The organism is Paraburkholderia humisilvae (assembly GCF_902859855.1).
Lineage (GTDB): Bacteria > Pseudomonadota > Gammaproteobacteria > Burkholderiales > Burkholderiaceae > Paraburkholderia > Paraburkholderia humisilvae.
The window spans coordinates 18,819-36,625 of record NZ_CADIKH010000005.1 but is presented as its reverse complement, the minus strand read 5'-3'; the positions used below and the strand labels follow the sequence as shown (position 1 = coordinate 36,625).

Below are 17,807 nucleotides of genomic sequence, written 5' to 3'. Positions count from 1 at the left end.
CACCTCGTTGTTGTGCTGGCGGGCGGCGCGGCTCGCGTGGCGGCAACCTGTCGCGAAGCGCCCTGCCAGTCAGTCTAACGCGGCACGCGGCGCATGCGTGCATCGGGCGGATCGGGTATTACCCCGCCTGGGGGCGCACGCTGACGCACCCCGCCATGCGCTCACACGGCCGGTTAGAACCCGCCTGGCATCCGCTTGCCGATCGCGCGCGCCCTGCTTCGGGTCACTGATGTGCACGACGCCGGTTTTCATACGCGCGAATAACACTTACCACGCGGTAAGCGGGGTAAGCGGCAGCGCGGCTGCATGCGTGAAATCGAGTAACGCGGGCGTGCGGCCGACGGTCCGTTCGTCGACCCGATGAAGCTCGCTGTCCGCACCCGGCCGCGCGATGCGGACTGCATGGAACGCCGGATCGTCGACCTTGAACAGCGTGATCGCGCCACCAGAGACGCTCGCGTTTATCGACTTCCTGGCCGAGCGGTTCGGCGATCCGCTGTATTGTTATGCCGCGCCGACGGCAAGGACGACGGCAACCGCAGCCGCACGACGCGCCCACTAACGCGAGCCATCGTCGTCGCCCTTGTGCTGCGAATTGCGGTTCGCATGCGCGTCGTTCTGCGTGCGCTCCTGATACTCGTCGCCGCCACGCCGATCCGTGTCTTTGAGACCGCGTTCGATATCGCGATGCGCCTGTTTGCCGACGCCGCGCGGTTCATCCTCATGCTGTGATTCCGCGTTCTGATCAGTCTCGTGCGGCAGCGGCGCCGACGCCTCCTGCGATGCAGGCTGCTTGCCAGTGTGTTGCTTATCGCGCTTAACCGGCGGCTTCTGGTCGCCCGTCGCGCGTTCAGTCGAAGTCTTCATTGTGCGTCCTCCCTATCGTCCCGCTTGGTCCCGCTTGGTCCCGCTTGGTCCCGCTTGGTCCCGCTTGGTCCCGCTTGGTCCCGCTTGACAACGCCTACCCGCGTTCGCCCGCGAGCCGCTTCTTCATCGTCGCGGTGATGCGCTGGCGGGTCTTCGCGTAAGCGGCCCACGGATCGTCGCGCAGCGTCTGCGTCCGCTCGTGCAGGTTGGCCACGGTCCACTGATCGCCGGCGGTCGTGTCGCCGACTTCGTCCCATCCGAGCGGCACCGATACGCCAAGGCCGGGCCGTGCGCGCGCCGAATACGCGGCCACCGTGCTCGAACCGCGGTTGTTGCGCAGGTAGTCGACGAAAATCTTGCCCTTGCGGTTCTGCGCGCCCATCTTCGCGGCAAAATGCTTCGGCAGCGTCTCGGCCATGTGCTGCGCGACCGCCTGCGAAAAATCCTTCACTTCGTCCCAGCCGGCCTGTTTCGCGAGCGGCACCACCACATGCAGGCCCTTGCCGCCGCTCGTCTTGCAGAACGACACGAGGCCCAGCTCGTCGAGTAGCGTGCGCGTCAGTTGCGCGGCTTCGATCATCCGTTCCCAGCCGAGCGACGGGTCCGGGTCGAGATCGAACACGACGCGGTCCGGCTTTTCGATGTTCGACGCGACTGCGTTCCACGTGTGCAGCTCGATCGTGCCCATCTGCGCGGCGCCAACCAGAGCGTCGACGGTATCGATCGTGATCAGCGATGCGTGACCCGGGTCGAGCCCCTCATGCTGCGTCACGTGCGGAATCGACAGCTTCTGCGCATGCTTCTGGAAGAACAGCTCACCGCCGATATCCTCCGGCGCGCGCACGAGCGCGACCGGCCGGTCGCGCAGGTGCGGCAGGATCCAGTCGGCCACCGATTCGTAGTAGCGGACCAGATCGATCTTGCGCGTATCGGTACGCGGGTCGATGACCCGGTCCGGATGCGAGATGCGCACGCCGGCCACCGTCTCTGATGACACGCGCTTCACTTTCGGCGCGCGTGGCGAGGCGGCGTCCTCTTCCGGCGCAACCCGCGATTTCGCCGCGCGTGCCTTCGTGCGCGATGCCGATGCCGATGCCGATGCAGGGCCTTGTTCGTCAGTGGACTGTTGCACGTCGACTCCTGTTCGCGGTGCTTCGATGACGATCTGCCGCGCGGGCTTATCGCGGCGCAGGCTGACAAACGACGCCTGGCGGACGATGCCCTCATCGGTCCATTCCGCGTAGTGGCATTCGGCAACGAGTTGCGGCTTCACCCAGTGCACCGGCGTGCGGCTGCGCTCGCTGGGCGCGCTCGCAAACGGCATCCGCGCAGTCTCAAGCGCGTCGAGTTCCTTTTTCAGCGAGCGCAGCCGCGCAGCGTCGAAACCCGTGCCGACGCGACCGGCGTAACGAAGCTTGCCGTGCGCGTCATGAACGCCGAGCAGCAGTGCACCGAAGTCCGTGCGACTGCCGCCCGGCTCCGTATAGCCGCCGATCACGAACTCCTGACGGCGCCGGCACTTGAGCTTGATCCATGCCGACGTGCGACCGGACGTGTAGCGGCTGTCGCCCCGCTTGCCAATGATCCCTTCGAGCGACATCTCGCACGCGCTTTTCAGCAGTTGATCGGCGTCGGAGCCGAAGTCGGCGGAATAGCGCAGCGAGTCGTCATCGAGCGGTTCGAGCAGCGCGCGCAGCAGCGCGCGGCGCTGCTCGAGCGGCACGCCGCGCAAGTCGTAGCCGTTCAGATACGGCACATCGAACAGGAATAACGTAATCTCGCGCTCGCGATGGGTATCGAACGCGTTCTGCAGCGCCTGGAAGTTCGGTATGCCGTGCTTGTCGAGCACGACCGCTTCGCCATCGAGCCACGCGGTATCGAGCTCGAGCGCAGCGAGCGCTTGCGCCTGCCTGCTGAACTTTGCAGTCCAGTCGTTGCCCGCGCGGGTGTCAATTCGCACCGGGTCCTTCGCTCTGCGATGGTCGATGCGCGCGAGCACCCGATAGCCGTCGAATTTGATCTCGTAGCGCCATGTATCGCCGGCAGGCGGCGCGTCGACCAGCGTCGCGAGTTGCGGCTTGAGCGTCGCGGGCAGCGCGGTCTTGAGCGCGCCTTCGATCGACGGATGGTTGGCGAGCTCGCGCAGTGATTCGCTATTGCGGGTCGCGACGATGTCCGGATGTTCGCCGCGGGTGGCGCGCCTGGTGCGTCGGGTCGCGTTGGGCTTCGCAAGCGCAGTGGCCGTGCGGCGCGTGTCCGCGGCCGCGCGCTTCGCGCCTTCGCCCTTTGCACTGCGCGCACCGGGCGCATCGGACAGCACGCTGCCCGGCAACGCGTCGAGCACGTCGAATTCGCTTTCGCTATGCGCATCGCTATCGCGCTCCTTGATCAGCAGCCATTGCTCCTTGTCGCCGCTGCCACGCATGTGGCTACGCACGAGCGTCCAGCCGCCGTGCAGCTTGTCACCGTGCAACTGGAACTTGAGCTTGCCGGCTTCGTAGGCCGCGCGCGCGTCGTCTTCGCCGCCGGCGGGTTCCCACGTCCCGCGATCCCAGACGATCACCGTGCCGGCTCCGTAGTGGCCCTCCGGAATCGTACCTTCGAATGAACCGTACTCGAGCGGATGGTCCTCGACGTGCACGGCGAGCCGCTTGACCGACGGATCCAGGCTCGGGCCCTTCGGCACCGCCCATGATTTCAGCGTGCCGTCGAGCTCGAGCCGGAAGTCGTAGTGAAGACGCCGTGCGTCGTGTTCCTGGATCACATAGGCGAGCCCGTGCGCGGACTTGCGCGCGGCGGTCCGGCCCGTCGCGCGGCGCCGCGCCGCCGTGCCGGAAGGCTCCGGTGTTTCATCGAAGCGTCGTTTGCGCTGATAGGTCTCGAGTTTGTCGGCCATGATTCATCGTGACGGTTTGCTTCGCGGTTTGCTTCGCGGTTTGCTTCGTTGCGTCGTGCGTGTACGGGTATGCGCGCGTTGGCCTATTCGGCCACGCAGTCATGCCGCGCGGCGCTTACGTGCCGCCGAACCGCTCGTGGCGCGCCGCGCCTGCGCGTTGTTCCTGGTGCGGCGCGACGCGGGATGCGCACCGGCCTCGGCGGCGTCCTCTTCATTGCTCGCGCCGACGGCCGCCGCCTTGCGCGTCGGCTTTCGTCGATCACGCCCGAGGCTGCGTTTGAGCAAATCCGACAGATCCAGAATATCGGCGCTGCGCGGTCTTTCGCGCGATTCCTCGACCTCGCCGACCTCCTCGGTCTTGCCCGCGCGCAGCTTGCGATCAACGAGCGCCATGATGTCGTCGTGAAACGTATCGTGATACGCGGATGGGTCCCACCTGTCGCTCATGTCGTCGATCAGCTTCTTCGCCATATTGAGCTCCCGTGCGCTGATGCCTGCCTGCTTCGGATTTTCGCCGGGCAATTTCAGTTCGTCGTACGAACGTACCTCGGCGGACCAGCGCAGCGTATTCAGCGCAAGTACCCGCCCGAGCGGAATCAGCACCGCGAGGTGCTGCTTGTTGTGTATCACGACCTGCGCGATACCGACCTTGCCGCTGTCTTTTAGCGCCTCGCGCAGCAGCGCGTACACCTTTTCGCCCTTGCGATCGGGCGCGAGATAGTACGGCGTATCGAGATACAGAAATGAAATCTCAGGCGCTTCAACAAACGCGAGGATATCGACGGTCTGCGTCGATTCGGGGTTCGCCGCGCGGATTTCCGCATCCGACATCACGACATACTTGCCCTTTTCGTATTCGACGCCGCGCACGATGTTGTCACGCGCCACCTCCTTGCCGGTGCGCTTGTTGATCTGCTTGTACCCGATCGGATCGATCGAACGCTTGTCGAGCAGATTGAAGCCAACCTTCTCCGACTGCGTCGCCGGGTACAACTGCACCGGCACGTGTACAAGTCCGAAGCTGATCGCGCCTTTCCAGATCATGTGTGCCATCGTGCGCTCCCCACGTTCAGACTTCAGCAGAAGCAGCAAACATGCCACGCGGCTGCAGGCGCGCGACGCGTAGCGCATGTGCACCTCGTGCGCGCAGCGGCTTTGAATGGCCTGTAAGTCTTGCTTCGCCTGCGGCAAAAGATACGGGCGTAGCACAGCGGGGGCGTTTGCGTCACTCGTTATGTCACGAACGGTTCGAAACGCCGACCTCGCAGCACGCCGGTGCGAAGCCACGAAAGCGCGCGCGGCCGCCGCGCGTAGGCACGCCGGTGCGGCTGGCGGGCCTGTATGAGCGATCAGTATGAACGCGAACCCGGCCAGGTTCGGCGCGCGGCGCAGACCCGCTACAATACCGGCATTTTCCGCGCCCTCTTCCGCATCCTCATCAGCGCCCATTGCGCGTCGACATGAACCTCGTTATCCAAAGCCCCGCCCCGCTTTCCGACGATCATCGCAGGCCGCTCGTCGCGCTCGCGCACGGCTCACCCGCCATCGTCATCGATGAGCACGCGATCCGCATCGACAACGTGAATCCGGCGCAGCGTGCCGACCTCGACGTGTACTGCGGCACACACCAGCTTGACTACGCGTTTATCAAGCCAGGCTTGCGTCTCACCGATTTCGGCCTCGTTGCGATGGACATGGATTCGACGCTCATCACCATCGAATGCATCGATGAGGTCGCGGACTTCTGCGGGCTCAAGGCAGAGGTGGCCGCGATCACCGAAGCGTCGATGCGTGGCGAGATCAAGGACTTCAACGAAAGTCTGACACGCCGCGTCGCGTTGCTGAAGGGACTCGACGCGAGCGCGCTTGAACGGGTTTACGAAGAGCGTCTGCAATTGTCTCCGGGCGCCGAACGAATGCTCGCGGGCGCGAAGGCAGCCGGACTCAAAACGCTGCTGGTATCGGGCGGCTTCACGTTTTTCACCGAAAAACTGCAGGCGCGCCTCGCCCTCGATTTCACGCGCGCCAATACGCTGGAAATCGTCGACGGCAAGCTGACTGGACGCGTGCTCGGCGAGATCGTCAATGCGGATGTGAAGGCGCGTACGCTGCGCGACGCGTGCGCGAAACTCGGCATCGAACCGCGCCGCGCGATTGCGCTCGGCGACGGCTCAAACGACCTGAAAATGATGGAACTCGCGGGGTTGTCTGTCGCGTTTCGCGCGAAGCCGGTGGTGCGCGAGGCAGCGAACGTCGCGTTCAATTTCGTCGGACTGGACGGATTGCTGCGGCTCTTTTCCGCCTGAGCGCTCGGCCTGAATTCTCGGCCCGAATTTCGGCCTAATGCCTCGGCGCGAATTGCGGCTCGAACGTACGACGCGACCGCGGCCGGTCGGGGCGACGGTCGCAACCCCTTGCTGCGCGATGCGGTGCCGACAGGCCTCAGCCCGCCAGCGCGTTGAGGCAATGTTCGATATCCGCGCGCAAGTCCGCCTCTTCCTCGAGGCCCATATAAAAGCGCACCAGCGTGCCGCCGTGTGGCCAGTCGGACGCGCTGCGCATCGACGCGATGTCGTACGGCATCACAAGGCTCGCGGCGCCGCCCCAGCTCCAGCCGATCGCAAAGAGTTCGAGCGACTCGCAGAACGTGTCGATCTGCGCGGGGCTGTAGCGCTTATCGAACACCACCGAGAAAAGTCCGCCGGCGCCCGTGAAATCGCGCTGATAAAACGCGTGGCCGGGGCAGTCCGGCAACGCCGGATGCAGCACCGCCGCAATTTCGGGCCGCGTCTTTAGCCATGTCGCGAGCGCGAGCGCCGTGCGGTCGTGCTGCTGAAAACGCACCTGCATGGTGGGCAGGCTACGCAGAATCAGCGAGCAGTCATCCGACGAAACGCCGATCCCCATGCGCATCCGCGCCAGCTTCAGCTTGTGGTGCAACGTCTGCTCGGCCGTGATGGTCGCGCCCATCAGCACGTCGGCGCCGCCTGACTGATACTTGGTCAGCGCCTGCACCGAGATATCGACGCCATGCTCGAACGGCCGGAACGCAATGCCCGCTGACCATGTATTGTCGATCGCGGTCACGACGTTGCGCGCCCGCGCCACTGCGGTAATCGCAGGAATGTCGGGCACTTCCATCGTCACCGAGCCCGGCGCCTCGAGCCAGATCAGGCGGGTATTCGGCTGGATCAGATCGGCGATGCGCGCGCCGATCATCGGGTCGTAGTACCGCGCGCTGACGCCGAAATCGCGTGCGAGCCAGTCTCCATGGTCGCGGTTCGGCGAGTAGGCGTTATCCGGAATCAGCACGTCGTCGCCCGACTTGACGAATGCGAAGTAAACGTTGGAGATCGACGACAGTCCGGACGGCTGCAACAACGCATGATGGCCGCCTTCGAGCGCCGCGAGCCGCTGCGCGAGCGCGATCGAGGTCGGCGTCGCGTGCAGGCCGTAGCGCCACTGCGCGTCATTGCGCCAGTCGAGGGCGCGCATCGTCGCGAGGTCCGGAAAGATCACCGTCGACGCCCGCGCGACCGGTACGGAGAACGATTCGAAACCCGGCGTCAGATCATCGTGCGGATGGACGATGCGCGTTTGCAGGCCGTGCTTCGGAGGGGATTGAGTCATGTCGGCTTCCCGTTTTCGCGTCTGTTGGTGGGAAAGGGTTGAAGGGCGGCGCGCGGCCGGGTGTGACCGGACGCCGCCCCGTTGAGCGGCGTCACTCGCCGGTACGCAGGTTGCTCACGCCATTGACCGGCTGCCCACCGGCCTGGCCGCCGCCTGCTGCGCCGGAAGGCGTCGTAGCCCCGGCCGGCGTGCTTGCGGATGTCGAGGTGGCCGACTGCGCGTTGCCCTGCGTGGCGGGCGCGCCTGGCGGCGGCACCGGCGCACCCGCTGCCAACGGACGCAGATCGAACTCCTGCGGATTCGAATCGTCGACGTTCATCCGTTCGCCCGACAGCGTGCCATCGGCCGCGAACTTGCCGACCCAATTACCCGTGATATGCGTACCATCGTTCGACTCTTCGACTTCGAGCGTCGTGTCCTCACGGTCGCCTGCGATCAGGATCACCTCGCCTGTATCGGTAAACTGATATTCGCCATGCACGCCGGACGGATCGTCCGTTTTCGGCCCGAGTCGCAAGACGATCTGCCGGGCGCCAAGCATGCCAGCATAGCGTGGGAATTTCGCGTACTCCGCGTTCGGCTTGAGCGGTAGCTGGATCGGCGGCGGCGCGGCCAGTTCCTTCACCGCGTTGCTTTGCGCATGGGCTGCGGGCGCGATCGATGCGAGCGCAACGATCACTGCGGTCGCCGCTATCCGGAGTGTGCCGCGCGTGCGTGCACGGGCGCCGTTCGGCTTGATATGCTGCATTCGTCGTTCCTTGTGATGCGTGCCCTGCTGGTCATACGGCGCCGCGGTGGAGTCGAGCGGGCGGCGCCTGCTCGCTGCGCTAAAGACGCTCGAAAATCGCGGCAATGCCCTGGCCGCCGCCGATGCACATTGTCACGAGCGCATAGCGGCCGCCGGTGCGCCGCAGCTCATATAGCGCCTTTACGGTCAGCAACGCGCCGGTCGCACCGATTGGGTGGCCAAGCGAAATGCCCGAGCCGTTCGGGTTGACCTTCGCGGGATCAAGTCCAAGTTCGTTGCTGACCGCGCACGCTTGCGCAGCGAACGCTTCGTTCGCCTCGATCACATCGAGATCCGCAACCGTCAGGCCGGCGCGCGCGAGCGCCTTGCGCGTGGCCGGTACCGGCCCGATGCCCATATACGCCGGATCGACCCCGGCATGCGCATACGCGACCAGCCGCCCGAGCGGCTGTACTCCGCGTTGGTGCGCGACCTCGCGCTCCATCAGCACGAGCGCGGCGGCCGCGTCGTTCAGACCCGACGCGTTACCGGCCGTCACTGTGCCGTTCTCCTTTGCGAACACCGGCTTCAGTTTCGCGAAGTCTTCCGCTTTCGCGTCGACGCGCACATGCTCGTCGGTGTCGAACACGGTCTCGCCTTTCTTCGATGCGATGGTGACCGGCAGGATCTGTTCCTTGAAATAACCGCCGGCCGTCGCGCGTGCCGCGCGTCGATGCGATTCCAGTGCGAGCGCATCCTGCGCATCGCGCGTGATGCCGTATTGGCGCGCGACGTTTTCCGCGGTGACACCCATGTGAATCGCCTGGAACGGATCGTTGAGCGCACCAAGCATCATGTCGACCACGCGTGCGTCTCCCATCCGCTGGCCCAAACGCGCAGCCGGCAACACGTACGGCGCGCGGCTCATGCTTTCAGCACCGCCGGCGATCGCGATGTCCGCGTCGCCGAGCAGCACGCTTTGCGCGGCGGAGACGACCGCCTGCAGCCCCGACCCGCATAGCCGGTTCACGGTCAGCGCGGGCGCATGCTGCGCGACGCCGCCATCGAGTGCCGCCACGCGCGCGAGGTACATATCCTTCGGTTCGGTGTGGATCACATTGCCGAAGACGACGTGGCCGACCTCGTCGCCAGCGACGCTCGCGCGCGACAATGCTTCCCGCACGACGCGCGCCGCGAGGTCGGTGGGGGCGATATCCTTCAGACTGCCGCCGAAGTCGCCGATCGCCGTGCGCACGCCGCTTGCCACTATCACTTCACGTTGCATCGCTTGCTCCTCCCTGGTATGTCCTGAATGTCTGCCGACGCCCGTTGCGGGCCACGCGGATATCGCGCCGACCGGGCTACGCGCGCCAGTCAACCGATGACGGACCCATGACACGCCGATGCCGCGCCGCCTGGCTATGCGGCGAGCAACCGCTCGACGGTCGCGCGAAATGGAATCGGCGCGACCGCGCCGTAACCTTGCGTCGACAGCGCGGCCGCCGCATTCGCATAACGCGCGGCGGCAAACGGGTCGTCGCCGGCCACGAGGCGCGCGACGAATGCGCCGCCGAAACAGTCGCCCGCGCCGGTCGCATCGACTGCGTTCACCTCGAACGCGGGCACGACGCGCCGTTCGTCGCGCGTCGCCACATAGGCGCCGTCGCGGCCGAGCTTCAAGGCGACGATGTGCGGGCCCTGCGTGAGAAGGAAATCGACGATCTCGTCGCGCTGCGCCAAACCCGTGAGCGCCGTGACATCATCCCAGCTCGGCAGGCAGATGTCGCACTGACGTATCGCTTCGAGCATCACCGCGCGTGCGCGCGCGAGCGGCCACAGCTTGAGCCTCAGGTTCGTATCGAAGCTGACGCGCACGCCGCGCGTGCGTGCATGGTCAAGCGCGGCGAACGCCGCATCGCAAGCGCTCACACTGATTGCAAGGCTGATGCCCGATAGATGCACGACCTTCGCCGCGGTAAGCGTATCGAGTGGCAGATCGTGCGGCGCATAGCGGCTTGCGGCGGAACCGGCGCGCAGATAGTCGAACTGGTGACCGGTGGGACCATGCGACACGAAGTACACACCGGTCGGCGCGCTTTCATCGACGCGCACACACGACGTGTCGACCCGTTCGCTTCGCCACAGGTCGAGTAGTAACTCGCCGAACCGGTCGCGGCCGACGGCCGACACGAAACCCACCGCCGCGCCCTGTCGCGCGGCGGCGATGCAGAAGTTCGAGGTATCGCCGCCGAAGCCTTGTAGCCAGCGGGGCTCGCCGGGCTGCGCCTGGTTGAATTCGACCATCGCCTCGCCGAGCGCGAGAATGTCCGGCGCGTCGGTTTGCGCGAGACTCGCCATGGCTCAGACCTCGCCCCACAGATCGTGGCCGTCCGCACCGGAGATTTTCACCGACACGAAATCGCCGACCTTGTAGCGCTTCGACGCCTTCGTGGCCGGCGCGATATAGACGACGCCGTCGATTTCCGGCGCATCCGCCGCGGTGCGGCCGATGCCACCGTCGGCATTGATTTCGTCGACGAGCACTTTCAGCGTCTTGCCGACCTTGCGTGCGATCCGCTTCGCGGACACCTGTTCCGCCACTTCCATAAAGCGCGCGCGACGCGCTTCGCGGACGTCGTCGGGCAGCGCGCCATCGAGCTCGTTCGCGCTCGCGCCCTCGACCGGCGAATATGCAAAGCAGCCGACGCGGTCCAATTCCGCCTCGCGGATAAAGTCGAGCAGCGTTTCGAACTGCTCGTCGGTCTCGCCCGGAAAGCCGGCGATGAAGGTACTGCGGATGGTCAGATCCGGGCAGATCTCGCGCCAGGCGCGCACCCGCTCGAGGACCTTCTCCGCGTTGGCCGGCCGTTTCATCCGCTTGAGCACCTCCGGGTGCGCGTGCTGGAACGGCACGTCGAGATACGGCAACACATGGCCCTTGAACGGCCCTTCGGCCATCATCGGAATGACGTCGTCGACGCTCGGGTACGGATAGACATAGTGCAGCCGCACCCATGCACCATATTGCGCGGCCAGTTCGCCGAGCGCGGCGACGAGGTCCGTCATGCGCGTCTTGATCGGCTTGCCGTTCCAGAAGCCGGTGCGGTATTTGACGTCGACTCCGTAGGCGCTCGTATCTTGCGATATGACGAGCAGTTCCTTCACGCCGGACTTGAACAGATTCTCCGCCTCGAGCATCACCTCGGCGACCGGCCGCGACACGAGGTCGCCGCGCATCGACGGAATGATGCAGAACGTGCAGCGGTGGTTGCAGCCCTCGGAGATCTTCAGATAGGCGTAGTGACGCGGCGTGAGCTTCACGCCGGCCGCGGGCACCAGATCGACAAAGGGGTCATGCGGCTTCGGCAAATGGCTGTGCACCGCCTGCATCACTTCGCCGACTGCATGAGGACCGGTCACCGCCAGCACCTTCGGATGCACCTCCTCGATGAGGCCCGAGCCGCTCGCACTCTTTTTCGCGCCGAGACAGCCGGTGACGATCACCTTGCCGTTTTCGGTCAGCGCTTCGCCGATCGCATCGAGGCTTTCCTGCACGGCTTCGTCGATAAAGCCGCAGGTATTGACGACGACAAGGTCCGCACCATCGTAGGTGCCGGAGATTTCGTAACCTTCGGCACGCAGCTGCGTGATGATCTGTTCGGAATCGACCAAGGCTTTCGGGCAGCCGAGTGAGACGAATCCTACCTTCGGCGTCGCCGACGGCTTATTGCTGGGGTGTGTAATGGTATTCAACTTAGGGTATTCAACTTAGTACTTCCGGACGAGGGGCGCAAAAATCGCCCCGAAGATAGACTGGCTGACCGCATTTTACCCGCAGCCGCCGCTGCGGAAGGACAGAGTTCGAATGAGTCAGCCCGCTTTCCTTACTTGCCTGATCCACGCGCAGTGCTTGCGTGTAGATAGCAAATTTGCTAATATATGCCCATGACCTGGAACGTTGTCTATTTTAACGACCGGGTCAAACGTGACGTCTTTGCACTGCCAGACGGTATTCTCGCAAGCTATCTGCGGCTCGTCGAAGTCATGGAAGAGTTCGGCGCGGACTTGCGTATGCCGCACTCGCGCGCCATGGGCGACGGTCTGTTCGAGTTGCGCCCGCGTGGCCAGGAAGGCATCGGGCGCGTGTTTTACTGTATGCATGTGGACCGGCAAGTCGTCGTCCTGCATTCCTTCGTCAAGAAAACGGAGGAAACGCCTCAGGACGAACTGCGCACGGCTCGCAAGCGTTTGAAGGAGGTACGCAATGGCCAAGGCACTCGCCAAGGTAATAGCTAAGGCAACAACACGGCGCGATAGCGATCCCGGCGCGTTCGTCCCGGTCGCTCATACGAAGGCCGACACCGAGCAATTGCTCGAGAAGCCCGGCGTGCGCGCCGCCTACGATGCGTTGGACGACGAATATTCGGCGCTGCGCGTAATTTTGTCGGCGCGCCGTGAGGCGGGACTCACGCAGGCACAAATCGCCGAACGCATGGGCACGACCGCGTCCGCCGTGTCGCGCCTCGAAGCTTCGCTCACCAGTGAAAAACACTCGCCGTCATTCGCGACGCTGCGCAAGTATGCCGCCGCGTGCGGCAAGAGACTCGTCATTTCGTTCGCATAACCACCACGCGCGGCGGCGGTGCCGCGCGCCGATCACGGGCCGCGGCCGTATGCGTCACGGGGCGGCCGCGGGGCGCACTACTTCTTCTCCGGCTCCGGGTTCGGCGTAGCCTGCGTAAACGGGAACGAGCTGAACATCGTCTTCGCCTGGTTCTGCATCTGCTCCTGCATCTGCACGAACATGTTCTTCGATTGCTCGATGTAGCTCGTCATCATGCCCTGCATCATCGGCGCCTGCATGTTCATGAACTGCGACCACACCTCGGGGTTCATCGTCTTGCCTTCGTAAAGGCCCTTCGACTGGTCCGCGAGCTTGTTCTGGATGTCGATGAACGCCTGGATGTTCTTTTCCAGATACGTGCCCATCATCCCCTGCATCGCATGGCCGTAGAAGCGGATGATCTGCGACAGCATCAGCGACGAGAACATCGGTAAGCCGCCGCTCTCCTCTTCAAGAATGATCTGCAGCAGAATGCTGCGCGTCAGGTCTTCGTTGCTCTTGGCATCGATGACCTTGAATTCCTCCTGATCCAGCACCAGCTGCTTGACGTCGGTCAGCGTGATATAGGTGCTGGTCTCCGTATCGTACAGTCGACGGTTCGGATATTTCTTGATGAGTCGTTCGGCTGTTTTCTTTGTAGTAGTGGTCATGTAACGCCTTTGAGCGCCAGTGCAGCGCGGAAACGGCGCCCCTCGAAAGCAATGCAGCTGCCTGCGCGGGACGCCGCCAGACACACCTGAACCATGCAGTCCTCCGCTCGTGCGAGCGGAAGTCCGCGCGGATCAGCCCATATGCAGGCCGCCGTTCAACGAGAAGTCGGCGCCTGTTGCAAAGCCGGATTCTTCCGAAGCCAGCCACGCGACGATTGACGCGATTTCATCCGGCGAGCCGAGCCGGCGCACCGGAATCGTCGCGACGATTTTCTCCAGCACGTCGGGGCGAATCGACTTCACCATGTCCGTGCCGATGTAGCCGGGCGAAACGGTATTGACCGTCACGCCCTTGGTGGCCACTTCCTGCGCGAGCGACATCGTGAAGCCGTGAATGCCGGCCTTCGCGGTCGAGTAGTTCGTTTGACCGAACTGACCTTTCTGGCCATTCACCGACGAAATATTGATGATGCGGCCAAAGCCACGCTCGACCATGCCGTCGATCACCTGCTTCGTGACATTGAAGAGGCTCGTCAGGTTCGTGTCGATCACCGCGGTCCAGTCTTCGTGCGTCATCTTGCGGAACACGACGTCGCGCGTAATGCCCGCATTGTTGACCAGCACGTCAATCTCGCCACATTCGCTCTTGACCTTGTCGAACGCCGCCTTCGTCGAATCCCAGTCGCCGACGTTACCTTCCGACGCAACGAAATCGAACCCGAGCGCCTTCTGGTCTTCGAGCCATTTGGTCCGGCGCGGCGAGTTCGGGCCACAGCCGGCGATCACCTTGAAGCCTTGCTTGTTGAGGCGCTGGCAGATAGCCGTGCCGATACCGCCCATGCCGCCTGTTACGTACGCGATTCGCTGTGACATAAATCTGACTCCATTATCGTTTGCGGAAGCGCCGGCCGGCCACCTCCTGCGTTGCTACTCCCTGTTCGCCGTCGACCGGCCAGCGGGCTAACCGGCCTATTGCGGCGATCCGCGCCGGCGGCCACGCATGTTGCATGGCGCCGCCGGCGCTCACTGCGTCAGGGACGCTCGACCGCGAGCGCCACGCCCATCCCGCCGCCAATACACAACGACGCAAGGCCGCGCTTCGCATCGCGCTTCTGCATTTCATGCAGCAGCGTGACGAGCACCCGGCAGCCCGATGCGCCGATCGGGTGACCGATCGCGATCGCACCGCCATTCACGTTGATCTTCGACGTGTCCCAGCCCATCTGCTTGTGCACGGCAAGCGCCTGCGCCGCAAACGCCTCGTTGATTTCCGCGAGGTCCAGATCGTTGATGCTCCAGCCCGCCCGCTCAAGGCAGCGACGCGACGCCGGCACCGGGCCCATGCCCATCACCTTCGGATCGACACCCGCATTCGCGTACGCCTTGATCCGCGCGAGCGGCTTGAGGCCCAGCGCCTCGGCCTTCTTCGCCGACATCACCACCACTGCCGCGGCGCCGTCGTTGATGCCTGACGCGTTCGCGGCCGTCACCGTCCCTTCCTTCGAAAACGCCGGCTTCAACCCCGCGAGCGCCTCTGCCGTCACGCCGTGGCGCACGAACTCGTCGGACGCGAACGCCAGCGGGTCGCCCTTCTTCTGCGGAATCAGCACCGGCACGATCTCATCATTGAAACGCCCGGACTTCTGTGCGGCTTCCGCCTTATTCTGCGAAAGCGCGGCGAACGCGTCCTGCTGCTCGCGCGTAATGCCGTACTCCTGCGCGACATTTTCCGCCGTCACGCCCATGTGGTACTGGTTGTACACGTCCCACAGCCCGTCATGGATCATGCTGTCGATCAGCTTCACGTCGCCCATGCGGAACCCGTCGCGCGAATTCGGCAGCACGTGCGGCGCCGCGCTCATGTTCTCCTGGCCGCCCGCGACGATGATCTCCGCCTCCCCCGCGATGATCGCGTTGGCCGCGAGCATCACCGCCTTCAGGCCCGAGCCGCACACCTTGTTGATCGTCATGCCCGGCACCGCCGTCGGCAGGCCCGCCTTGATCAGCGCCTGGCGTGCCGGGTTCTGGCCGGAACCGCCCGTCAGCACCTGGCCCATGATGACTTCGCTAATCTGGTCGGGCTTCACGCCCGCGCGTTCGAGCACCGCGCGAATCACCGTGGCGCCGAGCTCGGGCGCGGGAATCTTCGCGAGCGAACCGCCAAATTTGCCGACGCCCGTGCGGGCCGCCGATACGATCACTACGTCAGTCATTTCGATTTCCTCCGGTACCGCGACCGCTTACGCCACGGTGTCCCGTCAAGTTAAAGATCCGCTCAGTCGTCGACTGCTTTTGCTGCCCGACCTCATGCACAGACACATGCGCGTCGGGCACCACCCTGACACTACTCACGTTGCTGCACGTAGCGCCCCGGCGCCGGTTCGATCACCGGAAACTCGGCCGAACCGGCTTCGGCGCGCGGCTTCACTTTCTTGCCCGCGTAATGGTCGAGCCATGCAGTCCATTCCGGCCACCAGCTGCCGGGCGTTTCGGTGGCGTGCCCAAACCATTCATCCGCACCGGCGGGCAACGCTTTTTCGTCGCCGCTCAATACCCAGTAGCTGCGCTTTTTCTTCGCCGGCGGATTGATGACGCCTGCGATATGCCCGGACGCGCCGAGCACGAACTTCAGCGGCCCAGTGAGCAGCGGCACCGATGCATACGCGGTTTGCCACGGCACGATATGGTCTTCGCGCGAACCGTAGATAAATGTCGGCACATCGATGCGCGACAGATCCACCGGCTCGCCGCACACCGTCAGCTTGCCCGGCTCGCGCAGGCTGTTCTCGAGATACGTGTTGCGCAGATACCAGACATACATCGGGCCCGGCAGACTGGTCGAATCGCTGTTCCAGTACAGCAGATCGAACGGCACCGGCGTGCGGCCCTTCAGATAGTTGTCGACCACGTAGTTCCAGACGAGGTCGTTAGGCCGCAGGAACGAGAACGTGTTTGCGAACTCGATGCCGCGCATCAGCCCCGGCGGCGTGCCGTTCTTGCCACCGATGGTCTGCTCGCGCATCTGCACATGCGCGTCGTCGACGAAGACATCGAGCACGCCTGTGTCGCAAAAGTCGAGCATCGCAGTGAGCAGCGTCATCGACGCACACGGATGTTCGCCGCGCGCCGCAGCCACCGCGAGCGCAGTGGCGAGCATCGTGCCGCCGACACAAAAGCCGAGCGTGTTGATCTGCTCGCGCCCGCTGATCTGCCGCACAGTATTGATCGCGGCGAGCACGCCCTCTTCGACGTAGTCGTCCCACGTCTTGTGCGCGATCGACGCATCCGCATTGCGCCATGAAATCAGAAACACCTGGTGACCCGCTTCGAGCGCATGCGCGACCAGCGAGTTCTCAGGCTGCAGATCGAGAATATAAAACTTGTTGATGCAAGGCGGCACGATCAGCAGCGGCCGCTCGCGCACCGACGCGGTGAGCGGCTTGTACTGGATCAGTTGCATCAGATCGTTCTCGAACACGACCGAGCCTTCGGTGGTCGCGAGATTCTTGCCGACCACGAAACCTGACTCGTCCGTCTGCGATATCTTGCCGCGCTGCATATCGGCAAGCAGGTTTAACACCCCCTGGCGCAGGCTTTCACCATGACTTTCGAGCAGCGTCTTTTGCGCCTCGGGGTTGAGCGCGAGAAAATTGCTCGGCGAAGCAGCCGCGGTCCATTGCTGAACCGCAAAACGAATCCGCTCGCGGGTCTTCGGATCGGTGTCGAGCGCATCGACCAGTTCCTGCAGATAACGCGCGTTCAGCAGATACCACGCCGCCATGTACGCATAGATCGGCGTCGCCTTCCACGCTTGCGCGCTGAAGCGCCTGTCCTTCAGATCGGGGGCGTCCGACGAAGCCTGCGTGGCCTGCTGGAACAACTGCATCGCGTCACGCGAATAGTCGGCCTGCAACTGGTGAAGACGCTCTGGCGGAATTGCCGCGCTCGGCAGCTTCATGCCAGCAAGCGCGGCAAACGGTTGTGTGAAAGCCTGGGGAAGCGCCGGCGCCTGCGCGGCTTGCGCGAACGGCTGGACGAACTGTTTGGAGAACTGTTCCGCGAACTGCGGCATGCTTGCTGCCGCCTGCGTGAAATCAGGCGCACCCGCAGGCATCCCCGCGAACATCCCCGGCACCGAGAACGGATTACCGCTCGCCGCGGCCTGGGCGCCGATTGAACGCCATGCGTTCAACCATGCGTCAAATAACTGATGAACTCCGGCGGCATTCGCGCCCGACTGTTGTTGCGTGCGATCCGATGAAGTGTGCGTGCGTGAGGAAGTCGACGAGTGTTGAGCTGCCACCATACCCTGCTTTTGACCGGTGAGTCCTCGCGGACGGGTTGAGAGGCAGGTGCCTTCGCGCACGGGCGGCGAAAAGCTCGCGGCCACTTACGCCCTGTCCCATTGTTGGG

Annotated in this window: 17 protein-coding genes and 1 pseudogene; 5 read left to right on the top strand and 13 right to left on the bottom strand. The window is 64.3% G+C overall.

The genetic code is table 11. The features are described 5' to 3' along the window. Positions 1–270: 270 nt before the first annotated feature. A pseudogene (locus tag HV796_RS44025) lies at positions 271–450 on the bottom strand (zinc-binding alcohol dehydrogenase family protein); the annotation flags it as partial. On the opposite strand from HV796_RS44025, the gene HV796_RS06190 reads away from it, so the two are divergent. Continuing rightward, on the top strand, positions 425–562 hold the full coding sequence (locus HV796_RS06190; protein ID WP_175225594.1) for a hypothetical protein: 138 nt from the start codon (positions 425–427) through the stop codon (positions 560–562). The pseudogene HV796_RS44025 and the gene HV796_RS06190 sit on opposite strands and share 26 nt — an antisense overlap. Here the strand turns inward: HV796_RS06190 and HV796_RS06185 are convergent. The 3 genes from HV796_RS06185 to ku form a co-directional block, all read right to left on the bottom strand. Further along, the gene (locus HV796_RS06185) at positions 559–867 is read right to left on the bottom strand and encodes a hypothetical protein (protein ID WP_175225593.1); all 309 of its coding nucleotides are present in this window, start codon (positions 865–867) and stop codon (positions 559–561) included. The genes HV796_RS06190 and HV796_RS06185 overlap by 4 nt on opposite strands. A gap of 94 nt (positions 868–961) precedes the next feature. Next, positions 962–3,763 carry a DNA ligase D gene (gene ligD, locus HV796_RS06180; protein ID WP_175225592.1) on the bottom strand — a complete coding sequence of 934 codons (2,802 nt, stop codon included), beginning with the start codon at positions 3,761–3,763 and terminating at the stop codon, positions 962–964. A gap of 99 nt (positions 3,764–3,862) precedes the next feature. Then, the gene (gene ku, locus HV796_RS06175) at positions 3,863–4,816 is read right to left on the bottom strand and encodes a non-homologous end joining protein Ku (protein WP_175225591.1); all 954 of its coding nucleotides are present in this window, start codon (positions 4,814–4,816) and stop codon (positions 3,863–3,865) included. Positions 4,817–5,104: 288 nt separating this feature from the next. On the opposite strand from ku, the gene HV796_RS45370 reads away from it, so the two are divergent. Together HV796_RS45370 and serB are read left to right on the top strand one after the other, a co-directional pair. Then, entirely contained in the window at positions 5,105–5,227 is a 123-nt protein-coding gene (locus HV796_RS45370) for a hypothetical protein (protein WP_281369763.1), read from the top strand. Continuing rightward, positions 5,224–6,069 carry a phosphoserine phosphatase SerB gene (gene serB / locus HV796_RS06170; protein ID WP_175225590.1) on the top strand — a complete coding sequence of 282 codons (846 nt, stop codon included), beginning with the start codon at positions 5,224–5,226 and terminating at the stop codon, positions 6,067–6,069. Before HV796_RS45370 ends, serB begins: the two co-directional genes overlap by 4 nt. Positions 6,070–6,205: 136 nt before the next feature. Here the strand turns inward: serB and HV796_RS06165 are convergent, their stop codons facing one another. From HV796_RS06165 to rimO, 5 genes are all read right to left on the bottom strand, one after another. Beyond that, positions 6,206–7,393 (bottom strand): cystathionine beta-lyase, encoded by a 1,188-nt coding sequence (locus HV796_RS06165; RefSeq protein WP_175225589.1) that lies wholly within the window; start codon positions 7,391–7,393, stop codon positions 6,206–6,208. A gap of 91 nt (positions 7,394–7,484) precedes the next feature. After that, positions 7,485–8,141: a hypothetical protein gene (locus tag HV796_RS06160; RefSeq protein WP_175225588.1), complete on the bottom strand. Its 657-nt coding sequence runs from the start codon at positions 8,139–8,141 to the stop codon at positions 7,485–7,487. A 79-nt stretch (positions 8,142–8,220) separates the two neighbouring features. After that, positions 8,221–9,405, bottom strand: a complete 1,185-nt coding sequence (bktB, locus tag HV796_RS06155; protein WP_175225587.1) for a beta-ketothiolase BktB — start codon at positions 9,403–9,405, stop codon at positions 8,221–8,223. Positions 9,406–9,539: 134 nt separating this feature from the next. Further along, positions 9,540–10,478 carry a sugar kinase gene (locus tag HV796_RS06150; RefSeq protein WP_175225586.1) on the bottom strand — a complete coding sequence of 313 codons (939 nt, stop codon included), beginning with the start codon at positions 10,476–10,478 and terminating at the stop codon, positions 9,540–9,542. 3 nt (positions 10,479–10,481) lie between these two features. Then, entirely contained in the window at positions 10,482–11,873 is a 1,392-nt protein-coding gene (rimO, locus tag HV796_RS06145; RefSeq protein ID WP_377693505.1) for a 30S ribosomal protein S12 methylthiotransferase RimO, read from the bottom strand. A 192-nt stretch (positions 11,874–12,065) separates the two neighbouring features. Between rimO and HV796_RS06140 the strand changes: the two genes are divergently transcribed. Together HV796_RS06140 and HV796_RS06135 are read left to right on the top strand one after the other, a co-directional pair. Further along, complete coding sequence (locus HV796_RS06140; protein WP_175225585.1) at positions 12,066–12,416, top strand: type II toxin-antitoxin system RelE/ParE family toxin; 351 nt, start codon at positions 12,066–12,068, stop codon at positions 12,414–12,416. After that, positions 12,385–12,744 carry a helix-turn-helix domain-containing protein gene (locus HV796_RS06135; RefSeq protein ID WP_175225584.1) on the top strand — a complete coding sequence of 120 codons (360 nt, stop codon included), beginning with the start codon at positions 12,385–12,387 and terminating at the stop codon, positions 12,742–12,744. Before HV796_RS06140 ends, HV796_RS06135 begins: the two co-directional genes overlap by 32 nt. Positions 12,745–12,821: 77 nt before the next feature. Here the strand turns inward: HV796_RS06135 and phaR are convergent, their stop codons facing one another. From phaR to phaC, 4 genes are all read right to left on the bottom strand, one after another. Then, on the bottom strand, positions 12,822–13,394 hold the full coding sequence (gene phaR, locus HV796_RS06130) for a polyhydroxyalkanoate synthesis repressor PhaR (protein ID WP_175225583.1): 573 nt from the start codon (positions 13,392–13,394) through the stop codon (positions 12,822–12,824). Between the two features lie 132 nt (positions 13,395–13,526). Then, the gene (locus HV796_RS06125; RefSeq protein ID WP_175225582.1) at positions 13,527–14,267 is read right to left on the bottom strand and encodes a 3-ketoacyl-ACP reductase; all 741 of its coding nucleotides are present in this window, start codon (positions 14,265–14,267) and stop codon (positions 13,527–13,529) included. 158 nt (positions 14,268–14,425) lie between these two features. Next, the gene (locus HV796_RS06120; RefSeq protein WP_175225581.1) at positions 14,426–15,607 is read right to left on the bottom strand and encodes an acetyl-CoA C-acetyltransferase; all 1,182 of its coding nucleotides are present in this window, start codon (positions 15,605–15,607) and stop codon (positions 14,426–14,428) included. Between the two features lie 131 nt (positions 15,608–15,738). Then, positions 15,739–17,700 carry a class I poly(R)-hydroxyalkanoic acid synthase gene (gene phaC, locus HV796_RS06115; protein ID WP_175225580.1) on the bottom strand — a complete coding sequence of 654 codons (1,962 nt, stop codon included), beginning with the start codon at positions 17,698–17,700 and terminating at the stop codon, positions 15,739–15,741. Between the last annotated feature and the right edge of the window lie 107 nt (positions 17,701–17,807).

Coding starts and splice junctions, on each gene's coding strand:
- HV796_RS06120 (WP_175225581.1), bottom strand. CDS start 15,607: ATGACTGACGTAGTGATCGTATCGGCGGCCCGCACGGGCGTCGGCAAA.
- HV796_RS06125 (WP_175225582.1), bottom strand. CDS start 14,267: ATGTCACAGCGAATCGCGTACGTAACAGGCGGCATGGGCGGTATCGGC.
- HV796_RS06135 (WP_175225584.1), top strand. CDS start 12,385: ATGGCCAAGGCACTCGCCAAGGTAATAGCTAAGGCAACAACACGGCGC.
- phaR (WP_175225583.1), bottom strand. CDS start 13,394: ATGACCACTACTACAAAGAAAACAGCCGAACGACTCATCAAGAAATAT.
- bktB (WP_175225587.1), bottom strand. CDS start 9,405: ATGCAACGTGAAGTGATAGTGGCAAGCGGCGTGCGCACGGCGATCGGC.
- HV796_RS06165 (WP_175225589.1), bottom strand. CDS start 7,393: ATGACTCAATCCCCTCCGAAGCACGGCCTGCAAACGCGCATCGTCCAT.
- HV796_RS06150 (WP_175225586.1), bottom strand. CDS start 10,478: ATGGCGAGTCTCGCGCAAACCGACGCGCCGGACATTCTCGCGCTCGGC.
- serB (WP_175225590.1), top strand. CDS start 5,224: ATGAACCTCGTTATCCAAAGCCCCGCCCCGCTTTCCGACGATCATCGC.
- ligD (WP_175225592.1), bottom strand. CDS start 3,763: ATGGCCGACAAACTCGAGACCTATCAGCGCAAACGACGCTTCGATGAA.
- phaC (WP_175225580.1), bottom strand. CDS start 17,700: ATGGTGGCAGCTCAACACTCGTCGACTTCCTCACGCACGCACACTTCA.
- HV796_RS06140 (WP_175225585.1), top strand. CDS start 12,066: ATGACCTGGAACGTTGTCTATTTTAACGACCGGGTCAAACGTGACGTC.
- ku (WP_175225591.1), bottom strand. CDS start 4,816: ATGGCACACATGATCTGGAAAGGCGCGATCAGCTTCGGACTTGTACAC.
- HV796_RS06160 (WP_175225588.1), bottom strand. CDS start 8,141: ATGCAGCATATCAAGCCGAACGGCGCCCGTGCACGCACGCGCGGCACA.
- HV796_RS45370 (WP_281369763.1), top strand. CDS start 5,105: ATGAGCGATCAGTATGAACGCGAACCCGGCCAGGTTCGGCGCGCGGCG.
- HV796_RS06185 (WP_175225593.1), bottom strand. CDS start 867: ATGAAGACTTCGACTGAACGCGCGACGGGCGACCAGAAGCCGCCGGTT.